The organism is Parviterribacter kavangonensis (assembly GCF_056863335.1).
In genome coordinates, this window is record NZ_JBXPJA010000003.1 from 408,396 (window position 1) to 425,227 (window position 16,832).

Below are 16,832 nucleotides of genomic sequence, written 5' to 3' on the forward strand. Positions count from 1 at the left end.
CGCCGTGCCGCTCCCGCTCACCGACGACCTCATCCTCGAGGGCGACAACCTCGACTGGCTGCCGCGGCTGCCCGACGGCGCGTTCGACCTCGTCTACGTGGACCCGCCGTTCAACACGGGCAAGGTGCAGGCGCTGCACGCCGGGCGCTACGCGGACACGTTCGATGACTACGCCGGGTTCCTCATACCGCGCCTCGAGCACGCGCGGCGGCTCCTCGCCGGCCACGGGACGCTCTACGTCCACCTCGATCCGCGGGAGGCGCACTACGTCAAGGTCGCCCTGGACGGGCTGTTCGGGCGCGACTGCTTCCTCAACGAGATCGTGTGGGCCTACGACTACGGCGCCCGCACCAAGCGCCGGTGGCCGGCGAAGCACGACACGATCCTCGTCTACGTCAAGGACCGCGAGCGCTACCACTTCGACGCCGAGGCGGTCGATCGCGAGCCGTACATGGCGCCGGGGCTGCAGCGCTCGCCCGAGCGGGCCGCGCGCGGCAAGCTGCCGACCGACGTCTGGTGGCACACGATCGTCCACACGACCGGGCGCGAGCGGACGGGGTACCCGACGCAGAAGCCCGAGGGCGTCGTGCGGCGGATGGTGCAGGCGTCGTCGCGACCCGGCGGATGGTGCCTCGACTTCTTCGCGGGGTCCGGAACGCTCGGGGCCGTGTGCGCGGAGCTCGACCGCCGCTACGTCCTCGTCGACAGCAACCCGGAGGCGATCGCCGTCATGCGCGCCCGGCTGGAGCCCGCATCTGGACGCGCGCCAACGCGCGCCGAGGGCGTCTAGGACGATCGTCCGTCGGCTCTCACCAGCTCCGCTTCGTGGCCGCATCCGGCGAGGCGAACCGCTTCACGGTGCGGGTCGACGGCACGGCCGTCGTGTTCACCCATCTCGGCGCGCCGCGCCCGCGCTGACTCGCTACGGCGGCCCGGCCGACACGCCCCAATCCGGTGCGCTGTCAGCGGCCGCGACGGCGTAGAGCGGACGATGGTTCGTGCCGTCGGCGTTCATGACCCAGAGGTCGCCACGCTGCCTGCGGTCGTTGGCCCGCGCGTAGACGATCTGCGTGCCGTCGGGGGAGAACGACGCGGAGAACACCCGTCTGCGCTCGTTGGGGAAGTTCGTGAGCCGGGTCAGGCCGGTCCCGTCGGGCCGCACCGTGTACAGCTGCGCTCGCTCCACGTCGGCGTCCTCCTGCGAGTGGAACAGGATCCGCGAGCTGTCGGGCGCCCAGTCGGGGTTGTCGCCTCCGCGGAGCTTCCAGGGGGTGACGCGATGGACGTCCGTGCCGTCCGCGTTCATCACGAAGATCGCCACGCCCAGCCGCGGCTTGCGCAGCGGCGAGTTGTGGCGCTCGAAGAGGATGAAGCGCCCATCCGGAGACATCTGCGGGAAGTTGATGTCGCCCGCGTAGCGCCCGAGCCGCAGGATCTCGCGTTCGGCCGTGCCGTCGAGCGCGATGGTCGCCACGGCGGAGTGCTCGATCTGGTCCCACTCGTAGCGCGGGAACTGGCGAATGCGCCCCGTCGCCCGCGAGTACAGGAGGTGCCCGCCGTCCGGGGTGAACGAGACGTTGGCCGCGTCTTCGCAGCCGCGCGGAACGCGACCGGGCGCCGGCTTGCGCGTGCAGCGCGGCGTCACGCGCCGCAGCCCGGTGCGGTCGCTGTTGACCACGCTGATCCAGGCCGGCCCGTCGTCGGGGAAGCGGGTGAACGCGAGCTGCCTCCCGTCGGGCGACCAATCGGGTTGGTCGTCGTGGCCGCGCGGTTGCCGGGGCACGATCTGGCGCACGCCAGTGCCATCCGGGTTGATCGTGTAGAGCGCGCTGCGCGTGGTCTCGTCGTTGAGCCATCGGCGGAACGCGATCTGGCCGTTGGTGCCGGGCGTCGTCGCCAGAGAGGCCGCTGTGACGGCCGCAGTGACGGCCAGCGCCCCGACCAGGATGAGCGGCTTGATGCAGCGCATCGCTCCCTCCTCGTTCGGATGGACCAACCCTCCCACCGCCGACTGCTCGCTGCAAGGGGACTGAGGTGATGTGCTCAAGTCCGTGTGCGTACGCTCGGTCGGTGACCTCGCCTCACCGATCGCTCTCCCGCGGCCTGGTGCTGCTGCTGGCGGTCGCGTGCGGCGGCGCGGTCGCGAACCTCTACTACGCGCAGCCGCTGCTCAACGAGATCGCGGACGACCTCGGGGTCTCGCCGTCGACGGCGGCGCTGCTCGTCACCGCCTCGCAGATCGGCTACGCGGCCGGGCTGCTGTTGCTCGTCCCGCTCGGCGACCTGCTCGACCGGCGGCGGATGGTCTCGCGCATGCTCGTCCTCACCGCCTTCGGCCTCGCGGCGGCCGCGGCGGCTCCCGGCCTCGGCGTCCTCGCCGCAGCCATCGCGGTCGTCGGCGTGACCTCGGTCGTCGCGCAGGTGCTCGTGCCCTTCGCGAGCGAGCTCGCCGCGGAAGACGAGCGCGGCCGGGTCGTCGGGGTCGTGATGAGCGGCCTGCTCATCGGGATCCTCGCGGCGCGCACGATCAGCGGCCTGATCGCCGCGGCGGGCGGATGGCGGCTCGTCTACGCGGTCGCGGCCGGGCTCATGCTCGTCCTCGCCGTCGCGCTCGCCCGCGCGCTGCCGGGTGGCCGTCGCGAGGACCGCCCGTCGTACGGCCGCCTGCTCGCGTCGATCGCAACGCTCGTGCGGGAGGAGCCGCTCCTGCGTCGCCGCATGGTGTACGGCGCGCTCGGGATGGCGACGTTCACGGTGCTGTGGACGTCGCTGGCGCTGCTGCTCGCGCGGCCGCCGTTCGACTACTCCGAGGCGATCATCGGCCTCTTCGGCCTCGCCGGCCTGGCGGGCGCCGTCGCGGCGCAGGCGGCGGGCCGGCTCGCCGACCGCGGACGGACGCACCGTGCGACCGGCGCGTTCTGGGCGGCGATCGTCGCCGGCTGGGTGCTCCTCCTCGCCGGCCGCTCGCACGTCCTGCCGCTCCTCGCCGGGATCGTCGTCCTCGACCTCGGCGTGCAGGGCCAGCACATCCTCAACCAGACGACGATCTACGCCCTGCGCCCGGAGGCCCGCAGCCGCGTCACGACCGCCTACATGACCGTGAACTTCCTCTGCGGAGCGGTCGCCTCGGCGCTCGCCGCGTGGGCGTGGGAGGCGGACGGCTGGACCGGCGTCTGCCTGCTCGGCGGCGGCTTCTCGGTGGCCGCCTGCGCCGCCTGGATCGCCGACGGCCGCGCCGCCGAGGGCACGCGCGCCTTCGTGGCAGCCCGCGGTACCGCCGCCTAGCCGGCTCGGGGCGGCACGCGCGGCGGTCAGTTGCCGCCCGGCGCCCGCACGGTGACGACGCGATCGACGCGCGGTCCGCGGGACGTCATCCGGTAGATCGTCACCGGCCCCTCGACGAGGTCCCCGTTCGCGTCGAAGCGGATGTCGCCGAGGATGCCGTCCTCGACGCGCGTCGCGCGCAGCGCCCGCGTGACCGACGCACGCGTGCCATCCGAGCGGGCGATCGCGTCGAGCATGATGTCGGCCGCCTGCGCGCCGTACGCGAACCCGGCGTCCGGATCGTCGGACGGTCGCCCGGCATCCCGCATGAGCTTCCGCCCTGCCGGGGGCAGGTGGCTGTTCGGGATGCCGTAGTTCGCGACGTACAAGCCGTGGCCGGCCCGGCCGCTCTCCTTCAAGGTGTCGAAGGCGGCGAAGCCGTCGCTGGCGATGAGCGCGGGTCCGCGCCCCAGCTGGCTGCGCAGGTCGCGCAGCAGCGCGTCGCTCTCGGGGGGAGCCGCCCCGGCCAGCAGCACGACGTCCGGCCGGCCGCCGCCGACGCGGCGCGCGAGCGAGGTGAAGCGCCGGGCGCCGGGATCCCACGGGAAGGCGTCGACGACGTCGATGCCCAGCGTGCGCGCCGCCGCGCGGAGCGTCGTGGCGAACTCCTCGACGTCGGAGTCCTCGCCGTCCCACAGCACGACGGCGCGCCGGCGCCCGAGGTCCGCGGCGGTGCGCGCCATCGCGACGGGCGCGAGGTGGTCCGCCGCGGCGATGCGCGCGAAGTTGCGCTCGCCCGTCGGGTACATCCGTTCGAGCTCGCCGGGCGGGCCGTTGCGGTACGCCCGCGTGAGGCCGAGCACCGTGTTCGACGGGCTGAGCATCGCGAGCGGGCCGCCCGGCGCCTGGTTGGCGATGGGGATCTCGATGCCGGAGCAGAACGAGTGGTACGCGCCGATGACGCCGACGACGTCCGGCGTGCGCGCGTAGAGCGTGGCGTTGGCGAAGCAGCGCGACACGTCGGTGCCGCCCGCCTGCGCGGTCGAGTCGTCGCAGGAGCCATAGCCGACCGTGTGCCGCCCGGCTCGGAAGCCGCGGCGCTCGAACACGAACCGGATGCCCTCCGCGATCGGCTGCACGAACCGGCGGCCGTCGCCCTGCAGCGGGAGGTCGGAGACGACGAGCAGGCCGGGACGGCCGGCGCTCCGGAACCGGATGGCGCCGCAGGTCGCCGACGGCAGCGTCTCGTCCCGGGAGGGCGCGCCCAGGGTGGTCACCCAGACGCCCCCGGCGCCGACCGCGACGTCCTGCGCGGCGGGCAGCCGGGCCACCATGCGTGCCCGATTGGACGCCGGGTCGATCGCATGGACGGCGCCCGAGACCTCGTTGGTGACCCAGAGGCGCCCGGCGCCGAAGGCGATCCCGCGGACGCCGAGCTCGAGGGGGATCTGCCGGAGCACCGGCTCGGGCACCGGCTTCACGCGCCACACGCTCCCGCCCACCGGATCGGCGACCCACACCGACCCGCCGCCCACCGCGACGGCCGTCAGGCTCTCCGCGGCGATGGGGACGCGCCGCGCGATCCCGTTCGTCCGCGGATCGATCTGCGCGAGGCCCGCACCGTCCGGACCCTCGTCGACGACCCAGACGCCCTCGGGGCCAGCCGCCACGCTCTCGGCGACGAGGCCCCGGATCCGCGCCGCGCGGCGGTTCGTCCGCGCGTCGATGCGCGACAGCGTGCGATCGGGGTTGACGACCCACACGGCGTCATCCGCGACCGCGACCCGCGGCTTGCTCTGGCCGCCGCCGTGGAAGTACGAGCCGCTCGTCGCTCCGGGCAGCGCGACGGTCGCGTCGACGGCCCCCGACTCGGGATCGAGGCGGGAGACGCTGACCGGGAAGCTGCCGAACCGGGACGTGGGCGACGCGTTGCCGACCCAGACGGCGCCGGCGCCGACGGCGACGTCGGTCGGCGTGGTCGCCGTGCTGAACCGGCGCACGTCCGACGGTTCGCGGCGGTCGATGAGCGAGATCGTGCGGTCGTCGGCGTCGAGCGTCCAGACCGCGTCCCGGCCGGCCACCACCTCCGCGGGGGAACGGCCGAGCGGCACCGCGGTGCGCGGCGCGCCCGTCGCCGGATCGAGGAGGTACGCGCCCGCCCGCTCCAGGCGCGGGGCCTCCGGGTCGTCGCCTTCGCCGCCGCTTGCGAGCAGCACCACGACGGCGGCGGCCGCGAGCACCACCAGCGCCGCGGCGAGCGTTCGCAGCAGCGGGAGGCGCCGGCGGCTGCGCGGCGGGGCGGCGCGGCTCGCGGCACGGCTCGGCGCGCGTGGGGCCGCGAGCGCCGGGTCCTGCTCGAGGATCTGGCGCTCGAGGCGCCGCAGGCTCTGGCTCGGCTCGAGCCCGAGGTCCTCGGCGAGCGCACGGCGCGCCTCCTGGTAGCTCGCCAGCGCCTCCGCCTGGCGGTCGCTGCGGTACAGCGCGAGCATGAGCTGGCCCCGCAGGCGCTCGCGCAGCGGGTGCTGCGCGACGAGCCGCTCCAGCTCGGGCACGAGCTCGGCGTGCCGGCCGCCCGACAGGTCCGCGTCGATGCGCTCCTCGATCGCGCCGAGCCGCAGCTCCTCGAGCCGCGCGATCTCCGACCGCGCGAACGCGGTGCGGCCGACGCCCGCGAGGGCGGGGCCGCGCCACAGCTCGAGCGCGCTGCGCAGCGTCGTCGCCGCCCCGTCGGTGTCGCCGTTGGCAAGGCGGCGGCGCCCCTCCTCGACGAGGTCGCGGAAGAGGTCCGCGTCCAGCTCGCCGGGCCGCACGCGCAGCGCGTAGCCGTGGCCGCGCGTCTCCAGCCGCCCGTCCGCGGCGCCGTTCAGCGCCCGCCGCAGCCGCGAGACGTGGGCCTGCAGCGTCTTGACGGCGGTCGCCGGCGGCTCCTCGCCCCACAGCTCGTCGACCAGCCGGTCGACCGAGACGACCTCGCTGGCGTGCAGCAGCAACACGGCGAGCAGCGCTTGCTGCGTGGGGCCGCCGAGATCGACCGGACGGCCGTCCTCGGACACCTCCAGTGGACCCAGAACACGGAACTCCATGGCGACCGAACGGGCGCTGCAGCCCGACTTTCGCCCATCCACAACCGGACTGCAACCGGCCGCCCGTACTCCTCCCGCCATGAACTCGGCGACCGACGAGGAGGCGACGATGCAGAGGACCATCCCGGAGACGCCGTTCGCGGCGGCGGCGGCGCACATCGCCGAGCAGCCGGAGCCGGTCGTCACCGTGCCGGCGCGGGCGCTGCTCACCGGCCCCACCACCGTCGTGGTGCGTCTCGGCGGCCGCGCGGTGCCGGTCGACGAGCCGCATGCCCTCGGGGGGCAGGGGACCGCCCCGACGCCCGAGCAGTACGCGCTCGCCGCGCTCGGCGCGAGCACCGCGATCACATTCCGCTACTGGTCCGGCCGCACCGGGATCGCGTTCGACGAGCTGCGCGTCGACGTCCGGGGCGACATCGACCTCGGCGCCGCGCTGGGCCTGGCCGCCGGCGTCCGGCCGGGCTTCGCGGCGGTGCGCGTCGCGATCCACGTCCGCGGCTCGGCCCCATCGAACCGCTACGAGGAGCTGCTGCGCCTCGTGGAGGCGCACGCCCCCGTCCTCGACCTGTTCCGCAACGACGTGCCGGTCCACACCGGCGTCACCCCGATGGAGGTGCAGAGATGAGACGTTCCCCGACCCGCTCCGGGCTCGGCCTGCTGGCGGTCTGCTCGGCCCTGCTCGTGCCCGCTGCATCCGCCCGCGCGGACGCCGTGACCGAGTGGAACCAGCACGCGACGACCGCGCTGATGGCCACCGCGGCGCAGCCGCCGCAGCAGTCGATGCCGCACATGGCGATGGTCCACGGCGCCGTCCTCGACGCCGTCAACGCACCGCTCGGCTCGCCGTCGGACTCGAAGGAGGCGGCGGTGGCGACCGCCGCACACGACGTGCTCGTGGCGCTCGTGCCGGCGCAGGCCGGCGGGCTCGACGCGAAGCTGGCGACGTCGCTGGCCGGCGTGCCGGACGGCCCCGGGAAGACCGGCGGCGTCGAGGCCGGGCATGCCGCGGCGGCCGCGATGCTCGCCGAGCGGGCGAACGACGGCCGCTTCGGTCCCTTCCGGTTCTCCACCGGCATGGAGCCCGGCGTCTGGCGGCCCGTCCTGCCGGCGTTCGTCAACGACCCGAACGCGTGGCTGAAGGACGTCAAGCCGTTCGTCATCGAGGACCCGGCGGCGTACCGCTCCGATGGCCCGCTGCCACTGGACAGCCCGAAGTACGCGAAGGAGCTCAACGAGGTCAAGGCGGTCGGCGCGTCCGACAGCACGGAGCGCACGGCGGATCAGACCCACGCCGCGCGGTACTGGGCCGAGAACCCGCCGGCGACGTGGAGCCGCGTCTTCCGGACGCTGTCGGCCCAGCAGCACGTGTCGCTGGCCGGCAACGCGCGCCTCTTCGCGATGCTCTACATGGCCGGGACCGACGCCCTCATCGCGGTCTGGGACGACAAGGCGGTGTGGCTGTCGTGGCGGCCGATCACCGCGATCCGCGAGGCGGCCTCCGACGGCAACCCCCGCACGCAGCCGCAGGCCGGGTGGACGCCGCTGATCCCGACGCCGCCGTACCCGGACGAGCCTTCCGGGCACGCGGGCCTGAGCGGTGCGATCGTCAAGACGCTCCAGCACTTCTTCGGCACCGACGACATCGGCTGGACGGACACGACGAACGCGGGCCTGACCCGGAGCTTCTCGAGCTTCTCGCAGGCCATCGCCGAGATCGTCGACGCCCGCGTCTGGTCCGGCATCCACTTCCGGACCTCCGACGTCGACGGCCAGCGGATCGGCCGCGCGGTCGCTAACGAGGTGTGGCGCCGCGGGCCGTGGAGGTGATGGAGCTAGCCGGACTCGAACCGGCGACCTCCTGGGTGCGATCCAGGCGCTCTCCCAACTGAGCTATAGCCCCGCGGAGGAGCAAGGATAGTCGACGCCGGGTGCAGGGGGCCCGGCGTCAAGGGAGAATGACCCTTGAGCCCTACCCTGAGGGCTCGAGGGAACTGGGACCGGCACGTGAGCTTCCGCAATCGCCTCACGCTGTTCTTCGTGGCGATCGTCATCGTGCCGATGGTCTCGGTGGCGTTCGTCCTCTTCAGCCTCATCTCCGACAACGAGCGGGGCAAGGCGGACGCCGAGCTGCGCGCCCGCCAGGAGGTCGCCGGGAACATCTACGCGCGCGACCGCGACCAGGCGTTCAAGCTCTCGCCGAAGGTCGGCGGCGACCGGGAGCTGGCCACCGCGCTGCGCCGGGGCGACGACGCCGCGGCGACGAAGCGGGCAACCGAGCTGCTCACCGAGCTGGGGCTCGCCCGCATCCGCATCGAGGACCGCTCCGGGGAGCGGGTCGACGTCGGCGCCAAGGACGCGATCGCCCCGTCGCGCCGGCCGCTCGAGGATGCGCAGGGCAACCGCTTCGGCGAGCTGCAGATCTCCGACCGCACCGCGCCGGTCTACGCCCGCGAGGTCGACCAAGTCGCGAGCCTCGGCGTGGTCGTCCGCACGGCGCAGCGCAAGCTCGCGTCGACGCTGCAGGGCGTGGGCGACAAGCCGCTGCCGCGCGTCGGCGAGGTCTCCGTCGGCGACGACGACTACCGCGTCGCGAGCTTCGACGCGCGCGGCTTCGGCGACGACCGGGTCACGGTCTCCGTGACGTCGCCGCTCAGCGCGGTCGACTCGGACATCCGCCGCAGCCGCCTGCTCGCCGGCGGCGTGCTCGCGGGCTTCTTCATCCTCGCCATCACCTGCGCGATCCTCGTGTCGCGGTCGCTGCAGGCCCAGATCGGATCGTTCCTCCAGGCCGCACGGCGGCTCGGCCGCGGCGACTTCACGACCCAGGTGCCGACGCACGGCCGCGACGAGTTCGCGGCGCTCGGCGGCGAGTTCAACCGGATGGCGCGGCAGCTCGAAGGGCGATTGGCCGACCTGCGGCGGGAGCGGACGCGGCTGGAGAAGACGCTGCACCGCCTCGGCGAGGCGTTCGCGTCGAACCTCGACCGCGACGCGCTGCTCGGGATCGCCGTCAGCACGACGGCCGAGGGCGTGGGAGCCGACGGCGGCCGCGCGCTCTCCCACGAGGGCGACCTGCGGTCGGCCAGCGGCGAGCCGGGCGCGCTTGGCGAGCTCATCCTCCGCGCCGAGCGCGAGGCGATGGAGACGGGCCAGAGCTCGGACGTCACGTCGGACGAGGGCAGCGCGCTCGCCCACCCGCTGCGCGGCGCCGAAGGCGAGGACGTGCTCGGCGTCGTCACCGTGTGGCGCAGCGGCGGGACGTTCACGTCCTCGGAGACCGAGCTCTTCCACTACCTCGCCGGCCAAGTCGGGGTCTCGCTGGAGAACGTCGCCCTGCACGAGACCGTGCAGCGCCAGGCGGTCACCGACGACCTCACCGGCCTGTCGAACCACCGCCGGTTCCAGGAGACGCTGGCGAGCGAGATCGAGCGCGCCCGCCGCTTCGAGAGCGGCGTGGGCCTCGTGATGCTCGACATCGACAACTTCAAGCAGGTCAACGACACGTACGGCCACCAGACCGGCGACCGCGTCCTCGCCGAGGTCGCCAGGGTGCTGCGCGAGCAGTCGCGCGAGATCGACGAGCCCGCCCGCTACGGCGGCGAGGAGCTCGCCGTCGTCCTGCCCGGCACCGACCTCGAGGGCGCCTTCAACCTCGCCGAACGCGTCCGCACCGGCATCGCGCAGCTCGACATCCCGCTGCCCGACGGCGGCATCGTGAAGGTGACCGCCAGCTTCGGCGCCGCCGCGATCCCGGAATCCGCCACCGACCACCCGTCGCTCGTCGCGGCCGCCGACGGCGCGCTCTACGCGGCCAAGCGGGCGGGGAAGAACCGCAGCGAGCGGGCCGTGGCCGAGAGCGCCCGGCGCGCCCGCTAGTCTCCGGCCACATGGGATTGCTCGACGACGCGATCCGCGAGCATCTGGAGCTCAAGCGCCGCCACGGCGCCGATCCCGGCGAGGTCGCCGCGCAGGAGCGCGAGGCCTTCGGGCCGGGGCAGATGCCCGCGATCCCCGACGCGCCGGCGCCGGCATCCGCGGAGGCACCTGGCGCGTCGGCGACCTTGCCGGAGGACCGTCCGGCCCCCGAGGAGGACCGCGCGGAGCCGTTCGGCGACCTCAACGAGGACCTGCCCGACGCCTCCGAGGCCCTGCCCTCCACGCAGGAGCACCACGGCGCCGTCTCGGCCGATCGCTTCCGCGCCCCGGCCGACGACGACATCGGCTGGAGCGACCCGCCGCCGCTCGACGACCGGGCTCCCGCCGAGGGCGAGCAGCGCGACGAGGACGTGCTCGAGGAGACCCCCGAGTTCCTCCAGGAGACGCCGGAGCACGACCGGCTCTGGTTCGAGCAGCGCCCGCCGAAGGACTTCGACTTCTAGCTTCGCGCGGCCCTGGCCGACCTCCCGCTCACCTGGCTGGACGTCTTCACGGCGACGCCGCTCACGGGCAACCAGCTCGCGGTCGTCCACGACGCCGACGGCGTCTCGGACGGCGCGATGCTCGCCCTGGCCCGCGAGACGCGGCTGTCGGAGACGACGTTCGTGCAGGCGCCGACACGCGACGGCGCCGACTACCGCAACCGCATCTGGATGACGCGGGGCGAGCTCGACTTCGCCGGGCACCCGTCGCTCGGCACCGCCGTGGCCGTGGCGATGGCGCGCGGCGACCGCGACGCCACCTACGTCCAGCAGACGCCGGCGGGGCTCCAGCCCGTCGACGTCGAGGTCGCGGCCGACGGGCGTACCGCGCGGGCCTCGATGCTGCAGGAGCCCGCCGTCATGGGGCCGGAGCTCGATCCCGCCGCGGCGCTGGCCGGCAACGCCGCCGACCCGGACCTCGTGCCGCAGGTCGTCTCGTGCGGCGTGCCGCAGGTCATCGTGCCGGTGACGACGCTCGACCGCCCGGCGCCGGCGTTCAGCGACCTCGAGAAGCTGCTCGGGGCGCACGGGGCGATCACGCTCTACTACGCCATCGTCGACGGCGAGCGCGCGCGGGCCCGCTCGTTCTACCTCGAGCCCGCCGGCGTCAGCGAGGACCCCGCCACCGGCTCCTCCGCCGGGCCGCTCATGGCGTACCTCCACGCCCGCACGGGGATCGACCGGCTGGTGGTCGAGCAGGGGCTCGAGATGGGCCGCCCGAGCCGCCTCGAGTGCTCGGTCGACGGGGATCGCGTCCGCGTCGGCGGAGACACCGTCGTCGTCGCCCGCGGCACCGTCCTCCTCTAGCGCTGGACGCCCGTTCGATCAGGGCCTCGTGAACGTCGAGCACGGCCGGGGCGCCACCGATGAGGGGCGTGACGGACGCGTGAGCGGCGTTGGGGAACAGCCGCCACGCGACTTGCCACCCGGAGGGCAAGGACGCACTGGAGAGCGCCTCGGTTCCATGGCCGAGGCGCTCTTCGTGTCAGTGCCGTGATCCGCAAGTTCGCCGGCATCTGGCGGCGCCGCTATCGCGCCTGACGGCACCCGGCATCCACGGCCGGACTACCAGTACGACAGTGGATGCCGGTCGCCGTCAGGCACGATTCGGCATCCACCAGCTGCAGCCGAACTTGCGGATCACGACACTAGATGTAGCCGCGGGTCCTGGCCGCCTCGACGACGCGCTCGATCCCGAGCGTGTAGCCCGCCACCCGCAGCGAGCAGTCGCTGTCGCGAGAGCGCTGCAGCACCTCGCGGAACGCGCGCCGCATGATGGTCCCGAGCTTGTCGTTGACCTCGCGCTCGTCCCACGTGAAGTGCTGGAGGTTCTGGACCCACTCGAAGTAGGAGACGACGACGCCGCCGGCGTTGGCGATCACGTCCGGGACGATCAGGACGCCCTTCTCCTCGAGCATGTCGTTCGCCCGCGGCGTCATCGGGCTGTTCGCGCCCTCGACGATCATGCGGGTGCTCAGGAGGTGGGCGTTGTCGCCGTGGATCATGCCGCCGAGCGCCGCGGGGATGAACACGTCGCAATCGGTCGCCATGTACTCCTCGACGGGGAGCGGCGTCGCGCCGGGGAACTCCTCGATGTGACGGCCGGCCTTGAGGTGCTCGGTCAGCGCGCGGGTGTCGATGCCGTCGTCGTTGCGGATCTCGCCGTCCATGTCCTGGACGGCGATGATCTTCGAGCCGAGCTCCTCCAGGATCCGGCCCGCCCAGCTGCCGACGTTGCCGAAGCCCTGGATGACCACGCGCGCGTCCTGCGGCTTGAGGCCGATCTGCGGCGCCGCCTCGCGGAAGGCGTAGACGAGCCCGCGGCCGGTCGCCGCCTCACGCCCGTACGAGCCGCCGAGCGCGATCGGCTTGCCCGTCACGATCGCCGGCGTGTGCCCGTGCTTCTTGCCGTACTCGTCCATCATCCACGCCATGATCTGGGCGTTCGTGTTGACGTCCGGGGCGGGGATGTCGCGCATCGGGCCGACGACGCTGTCGATCTTCTGCATGAAGTCGCGGGTGACGGCCTCGAGCTCGTCGGGCTCGAGGTCGCGGGCCGGGCAGTTGACGCCGCCCTTGGCGCCGCCGTAGGGGACGCCGACGATCGCGGTCTTCCACGTCATGAGCGCGGCGAGCGCGCGCACCTCGTCGAGCTCGACGTCCGGGTGGAAGCGCACGCCGCCCTTGTACGGCCCGCGCGCCCCGTTGTGCTGGACGCGGTAGCCCGAGTAGACGTGGATCCGCCCGTCGCGCCGGCGGACCGGGACCTGCACCTGCACCTCGCGGTAGGAGGAGCGCAGCACCGCCCGCACGTCCTCCTCGAGGCCGAGCTGATCGGCGGCGTCCTCGAAGTACCGCGTGACGATCTCGTAGCTCGAGATCTCGGCGGGCTTCGTGAAGGCGGCGCGGTTGGCGACGCGCGGGGAGCGGTCGACGCCGTTCTCCTCGGGGACCGCCGCATCGCGGCCCGCCTGCTGCTGCTGGCTCTCCTCGGTGCCGGCCATGTGACCCGGTGGCGCACCCTATCCCTCGCACGGGCGGAGCGCCACGTCGCGGGAGTGGAGGCGGGGGGAATCGAACCCCCAACTCAGCCTTGCAAAGGCCGCGTGTTCCCGTTAGCACCACGCCCCCGGTGAGACTCAGAACTGTAGGAAGTCGGCCGTGCGGTCGAGCAGAGCGCGTGTGGTCTGGAGGTTGATGTCGACGGTGTCGGCGATGTCGGGGGCGTAGCCGCCGGCGAGCGTGACGCAGACGGGGACGCCGATCGCGTCGGCGGTGGCGAGGACGAGCTCGTCCCGGGCCCGGAGGCCCTGCTTGGTGAGGGCGAGGCGGCCGAGGGCGTCTCCTTCCCACGGGTCGGCGCCGGCGAGGAAGAAGAGGAGGTCGGGGCGGGCGACGGGGATCGCCTCGTCGAGAGCACGCTCGAGGGCCTCGAGGTACGGCTCGTCGGTCGTGCCCGTCGGGAGGTCGACGTCGAGGTCGGAGGTCGCGCGGTGGAACGGGTAGTTCGCCGCGGCGTGGACGGACAGGGTGAACGCGAGCGGATCGCCGGCGCACAGCGTCGCGGTGCCGTCGCCCTGGTGGACGTCGCAGTCGACGACGAGCACCCGCTGCAGCTCGTGCCCGGCGCGCAGGACGCGCGTCGCGAGGACGACGTCGTTGAAGACGCAGAACCCGCGGCCGCTGTCGGCGAACGCGTGGTGCGTGCCGCCGCCGAGGTTCATCCCGTAGCCGTCGCGCAGGGCGTCCCGCGCCGCCTCGACGGTCGCCCACGAGGACCGGCGGCCGCGCTCGACGAGCTCGGGCGACCACGGCAGGCCGAGGCCGCGCTCCTCGCGCCGCGTCAGCTCACCCGCCTGCAGGCGGTGGAGGTACTCGGGCGTGTGCACCAGGGCGAGCGCGTCCCACGGCGCGGCGCCGGCGTGCACGACCCCGCCGAGCCCGAGCGCCTCGACGCGCTCGCGCAGCAGCCGGTACTTGCTCGCCGGGAACCGGTGCCCCGGCGGCAGCGGGATGACATGCCGGTCGTGGGCCCAGAAGCGCACGGCGACTGATCCTGGCACGCGCGGCGAGGCCGAGCGCGCCGAAGTGCGGCGGGCGGCGCAACTTCGCCGCCCACCGCCTCCCGGTGACCCTCTAGACGCTCGTCGCGGTCGCGGTCGCGGTCGCGGTCGCGGGCGTGGACTGCGCCGCCGCCGTCGTCGGCAGCGAGCCGCCGGCTTGGCGCAGCAGCTCGCCCGCCACGCGGTCGGTCGAGCCGGACGTCCCGCCGAGCAGCCGCCGCGACAGCTGCGCGCGGCGGAAGAACAGCGGAGCGTCGTGCTCCCACGTCGCGCCGATCCCGCCGTGCACCGCGATGTTGTCGCGCGCCGCGAAGTCGAGCGCCTCGCCCGCCGACGACCGCGCCGCCGACGCCGCCACGGCGAACTCGTCGTGGCCGTCCTCGTACGCCCAGCCCGCGTAGTACAGGAGCGAGCGCGCGTTCTCGAGCCGCCGCAGCACCTCGACCAGCCCGTGCTTGACCGCCTGGTAGGAGCCGATGGCGCGGCCGAACGTGAACCGCTCCTTCGCGTACTGGACCGCCATCTCGAGACACGTCTCGACCGCGCCCACGCACTCGGCGGCCAGCAGCGCCTGCGCGAGGTACCACGCCCGCGCGGCGTCGTCCGCCGACACCGGCAGCCGCGTCCCGGACGCGCCGTCGAACGTCACGTGGCCGATGCTGCGCGTCGGGTCGTAGCGGAAGACCTCCTCGACCGACACGCCCGAGCCGGCCTCGACGACCGCCACGGCACCGCCCTCGCCGACCACGACGAAGACGTCGGCGCCGGGCGCGTCGACGACCCAGGAGACGACGCCGCTCACCGAGCCGTCGTCGCCCACCGACGGTGCCGCGCCGCGCGAGAGCCCCTCGCGCGCCTCGACCGTCCAGCCCGGATCGAGATCGCCGGGCGGCTGCGCGGGAACGAACACCGCCCGCTTCGAGCCCGCCGCGATCTCCTCGATCCCGTCGTAGCCGGCCGCCTCGAGCAGCGCCGTCGCCGGCAGGTGCCCGATCAGCTCGACGCCCGCCAGCCGGCGGCCCGTCTCCTGCAGGACGAGCATCGCGTCGAAGGCGCTCAGCCCGGCGCCGCCGCGCTCGTCGCCCACCAGCAGGCCGGTCCAGCCTGCCTCGACCGCCGTCGGCCACAGGTCCGGCCGCGAGCCGCCGTCGAGCGTCTCGCGTGCGGCCTCAATCGTGTTCGTCCGCGACAGCGCCTGGCGCGCCGCGTCGCGCAGGAAGACCTGCTCGTCGTTGAGTTCGAGGTTCATGACGCGGCCGCCTCCCGCTCCTTGGCCCGCAGCTCGCTGAACGGGATGCCCTTGTCAAGGCGCGGCTCGGGCGGCAGCCCCAGCACGCGCTCACCGATGGTGTTGCGCAGGATCTCCTCCGTGCCGCCCGCCGACTTCAGGCCGGGCAGGAACGACGTGTGGTAGCTGAACGGGTTCTCGACGTCCTCGCGCAGCGCGTCGGGCCCGATCGCGTCGGCGACGAGGTCGCACGCCGCGATGCCGGCGTTCACCGTCGTGATCTTCGACAGGCCCGCCTCGGGACCGGGGATCTGGCCCTGCTGCAGCGCCGAGAGCATCCGGTAGCCGGTGAACTTGACCGCGAGCAGCTCGCTCGCGATGTGACCGAGCCGCTGGCGGACCTCGCCGTTGCGCGCGCTCGCCTCGTCCTGCGCGAGCCGCGTCGCGAAGCGCTCGGGCCGGTAGCCCATGCCCTCGGACCCGAAGCCGATCGTCACGCGCTCGAACATCAGCGTCGTGAGCGCCGTGCCCCAGCCGTTGCCGACGCCGCCGACGACGTTCTCGTCGCCGAGCCTCACGTCGTCGAAGAAGACCTCGTTGAACTCGGCCTCGCCGGAGATCTGCCGCAGGCCGCGGATCGTCACGCCCTCGGCGTCCATCGGAACGATGAACATCGTGAGGCCCTTGTGCTTCGGGACGTCCGCGTCCGTCCGGGCGAGGAGCAGGCCGTAGGCGCTGAACTGCGCGTTCGTCGTCCAGACCTTCTGGCCCGAGATCGAGAAGCCGCCGTCCTCCTGCCGCGCCCGCGTCTGGATGCCGGCCAGGTCGGAGCCCGCGGCGGGCTCGGAGAAGAGCTGGCACCACACCTCGTCGGCGTGGAGCATCGGCCCGAGGTAGCGCTGCTTCTGCTCGTCGGTGCCGTGGGCGATGATCGTCGGCCCGAGCATGCCGACGCCGATGACGTCGAGGATCCCCGGCACGCCCGCGCGGGCGATCTCCTGGGAGATGATCACCTGCTCGATGGGACCGAGCCCCTGCCCGCCGTACTCCTTGGGCCACGTCGCGCCGGCGAGACCGCCCTCGGCGAGCTTGCGCTGCCACACGCGCCGCGCGGCGACGATCTCGTCCTCGTCGGTGATGGCGTCCGGTCCTTCCAGGACCGGCGCTTCGCCCTTGTGCTCCTCCAGCCAGGCGCGCACCTTCTCGCGGTACTGCGCCTGTTCAGGACTGTCGTTGAGGTCCACGGATCTCCCTCGCTTGGCTGACCGACCAGTCG

The 16,832-nt window shown here is 73.8% G+C and carries 13 protein-coding genes and 2 tRNA genes; 7 read left to right on the plus strand and 8 right to left on the minus strand.

The window, feature by feature from the left end:
- Positions 1-4 precede the first annotated feature (4 nt).
- Positions 5-790 carry a DNA-methyltransferase gene (locus AC1UE4_RS21845; protein WP_482919447.1) on the plus strand — a complete coding sequence of 262 codons (786 nt, stop codon included), beginning with the start codon at positions 5-7 and terminating at the stop codon, positions 788-790.
- Positions 791-922: 132 nt separating this feature from the next.
- Here AC1UE4_RS21845 and AC1UE4_RS21850 read toward each other — a convergent pair whose 3' ends face one another.
- On the minus strand, positions 923-1,969 hold the full coding sequence (locus AC1UE4_RS21850; RefSeq protein WP_482919448.1) for a hypothetical protein: 1,047 nt from the start codon (positions 1,967-1,969) through the stop codon (positions 923-925).
- A gap of 101 nt (positions 1,970-2,070) precedes the next feature.
- Between AC1UE4_RS21850 and AC1UE4_RS21855 the strand changes: the two genes are divergently transcribed.
- Positions 2,071-3,285 (plus strand): MFS transporter, encoded by a 1,215-nt coding sequence (locus tag AC1UE4_RS21855; protein WP_482919449.1) that lies wholly within the window; start codon positions 2,071-2,073, stop codon positions 3,283-3,285.
- 26 nt (positions 3,286-3,311) lie between these two features.
- On the opposite strand, the gene AC1UE4_RS21860 is transcribed toward AC1UE4_RS21855, so the two are convergent.
- A complete protein-coding gene (locus tag AC1UE4_RS21860; RefSeq protein ID WP_482919450.1) occupies positions 3,312-6,347 on the minus strand; it encodes a BTAD domain-containing putative transcriptional regulator in 3,036 nt (1,011 codons plus the stop codon).
- A 79-nt stretch (positions 6,348-6,426) separates the two neighbouring features.
- Between AC1UE4_RS21860 and AC1UE4_RS21865 the strand changes: the two genes are divergently transcribed.
- Complete coding sequence (locus AC1UE4_RS21865; RefSeq protein ID WP_482919451.1) at positions 6,427-6,972, plus strand: OsmC family protein; 546 nt, start codon at positions 6,427-6,429, stop codon at positions 6,970-6,972.
- A complete protein-coding gene (locus AC1UE4_RS21870; RefSeq protein WP_482919452.1) occupies positions 6,969-8,174 on the plus strand; it encodes a vanadium-dependent haloperoxidase in 1,206 nt (401 codons plus the stop codon). The genes AC1UE4_RS21865 and AC1UE4_RS21870 overlap by 4 nt, the downstream gene beginning before the upstream one ends.
- Here the strand turns inward: AC1UE4_RS21870 and AC1UE4_RS21875 are convergent.
- A tRNA-Ala gene (locus AC1UE4_RS21875) sits at positions 8,175-8,247 on the minus strand. It abuts the gene before it with no gap.
- 104 nt (positions 8,248-8,351) lie between these two features.
- On the opposite strand from AC1UE4_RS21875, the gene AC1UE4_RS21880 reads away from it, so the two are divergent.
- From AC1UE4_RS21880 to AC1UE4_RS21890, 3 genes are read left to right on the plus strand one after another with little or no spacing between them, the layout of a single operon-like run.
- Entirely contained in the window at positions 8,352-10,223 is a 1,872-nt protein-coding gene (locus tag AC1UE4_RS21880) for a diguanylate cyclase (protein WP_482919453.1), read from the plus strand.
- A gap of 11 nt (positions 10,224-10,234) precedes the next feature.
- Positions 10,235-10,726 (plus strand): hypothetical protein, encoded by a 492-nt coding sequence (locus tag AC1UE4_RS21885; RefSeq protein WP_482919454.1) that lies wholly within the window; start codon positions 10,235-10,237, stop codon positions 10,724-10,726.
- A 36-nt stretch (positions 10,727-10,762) separates the two neighbouring features.
- Positions 10,763-11,572 carry a PhzF family phenazine biosynthesis protein gene (locus AC1UE4_RS21890; RefSeq protein ID WP_482919804.1) on the plus strand — a complete coding sequence of 270 codons (810 nt, stop codon included), beginning with the start codon at positions 10,763-10,765 and terminating at the stop codon, positions 11,570-11,572.
- Between the two features lie 341 nt (positions 11,573-11,913).
- Here AC1UE4_RS21890 and AC1UE4_RS21895 read toward each other — a convergent pair whose 3' ends face one another.
- The 5 genes from AC1UE4_RS21895 to AC1UE4_RS21915 all read right to left on the minus strand — a co-directional run bounded on the left by AC1UE4_RS21895 (position 11,914) and on the right by AC1UE4_RS21915 (position 16,800).
- A complete protein-coding gene (locus tag AC1UE4_RS21895; RefSeq protein ID WP_482919455.1) occupies positions 11,914-13,269 on the minus strand; it encodes a Glu/Leu/Phe/Val family dehydrogenase in 1,356 nt (451 codons plus the stop codon).
- 55 nt (positions 13,270-13,324) lie between these two features.
- Positions 13,325-13,396 (minus strand) — tRNA-Ala (locus AC1UE4_RS21900).
- Positions 13,397-13,404: 8 nt separating this feature from the next.
- On the minus strand, positions 13,405-14,310 hold the full coding sequence (locus tag AC1UE4_RS21905) for a histone deacetylase family protein (RefSeq protein ID WP_482919456.1): 906 nt from the start codon (positions 14,308-14,310) through the stop codon (positions 13,405-13,407).
- Between the two features lie 91 nt (positions 14,311-14,401).
- Complete coding sequence (locus tag AC1UE4_RS21910; protein ID WP_482919457.1) at positions 14,402-15,577, minus strand: acyl-CoA dehydrogenase family protein; 1,176 nt, start codon at positions 15,575-15,577, stop codon at positions 14,402-14,404.
- Complete coding sequence (locus AC1UE4_RS21915) at positions 15,574-16,800, minus strand: acyl-CoA dehydrogenase family protein (protein WP_482919458.1); 1,227 nt, start codon at positions 16,798-16,800, stop codon at positions 15,574-15,576. Before AC1UE4_RS21915 ends, AC1UE4_RS21910 begins: the two co-directional genes overlap by 4 nt.
- Positions 16,801-16,832: the final 32 nt, after the last annotated feature.

Coding starts and splice junctions, on each gene's coding strand:
- AC1UE4_RS21850 (WP_482919448.1), bottom strand. CDS start 1,969: ATGCGCTGCATCAAGCCGCTCATCCTGGTCGGGGCGCTGGCCGTCACT.
- AC1UE4_RS21860 (WP_482919450.1), bottom strand. CDS start 6,347: ATGGAGTTCCGTGTTCTGGGTCCACTGGAGGTGTCCGAGGACGGCCGT.
- AC1UE4_RS21865 (WP_482919451.1), top strand. CDS start 6,427: ATGAACTCGGCGACCGACGAGGAGGCGACGATGCAGAGGACCATCCCG.
- AC1UE4_RS21870 (WP_482919452.1), top strand. CDS start 6,969: ATGAGACGTTCCCCGACCCGCTCCGGGCTCGGCCTGCTGGCGGTCTGC.
- AC1UE4_RS21885 (WP_482919454.1), top strand. CDS start 10,235: ATGGGATTGCTCGACGACGCGATCCGCGAGCATCTGGAGCTCAAGCGC.
- AC1UE4_RS21895 (WP_482919455.1), bottom strand. CDS start 13,269: ATGGCCGGCACCGAGGAGAGCCAGCAGCAGCAGGCGGGCCGCGATGCG.
- AC1UE4_RS21910 (WP_482919457.1), bottom strand. CDS start 15,577: ATGAACCTCGAACTCAACGACGAGCAGGTCTTCCTGCGCGACGCGGCG.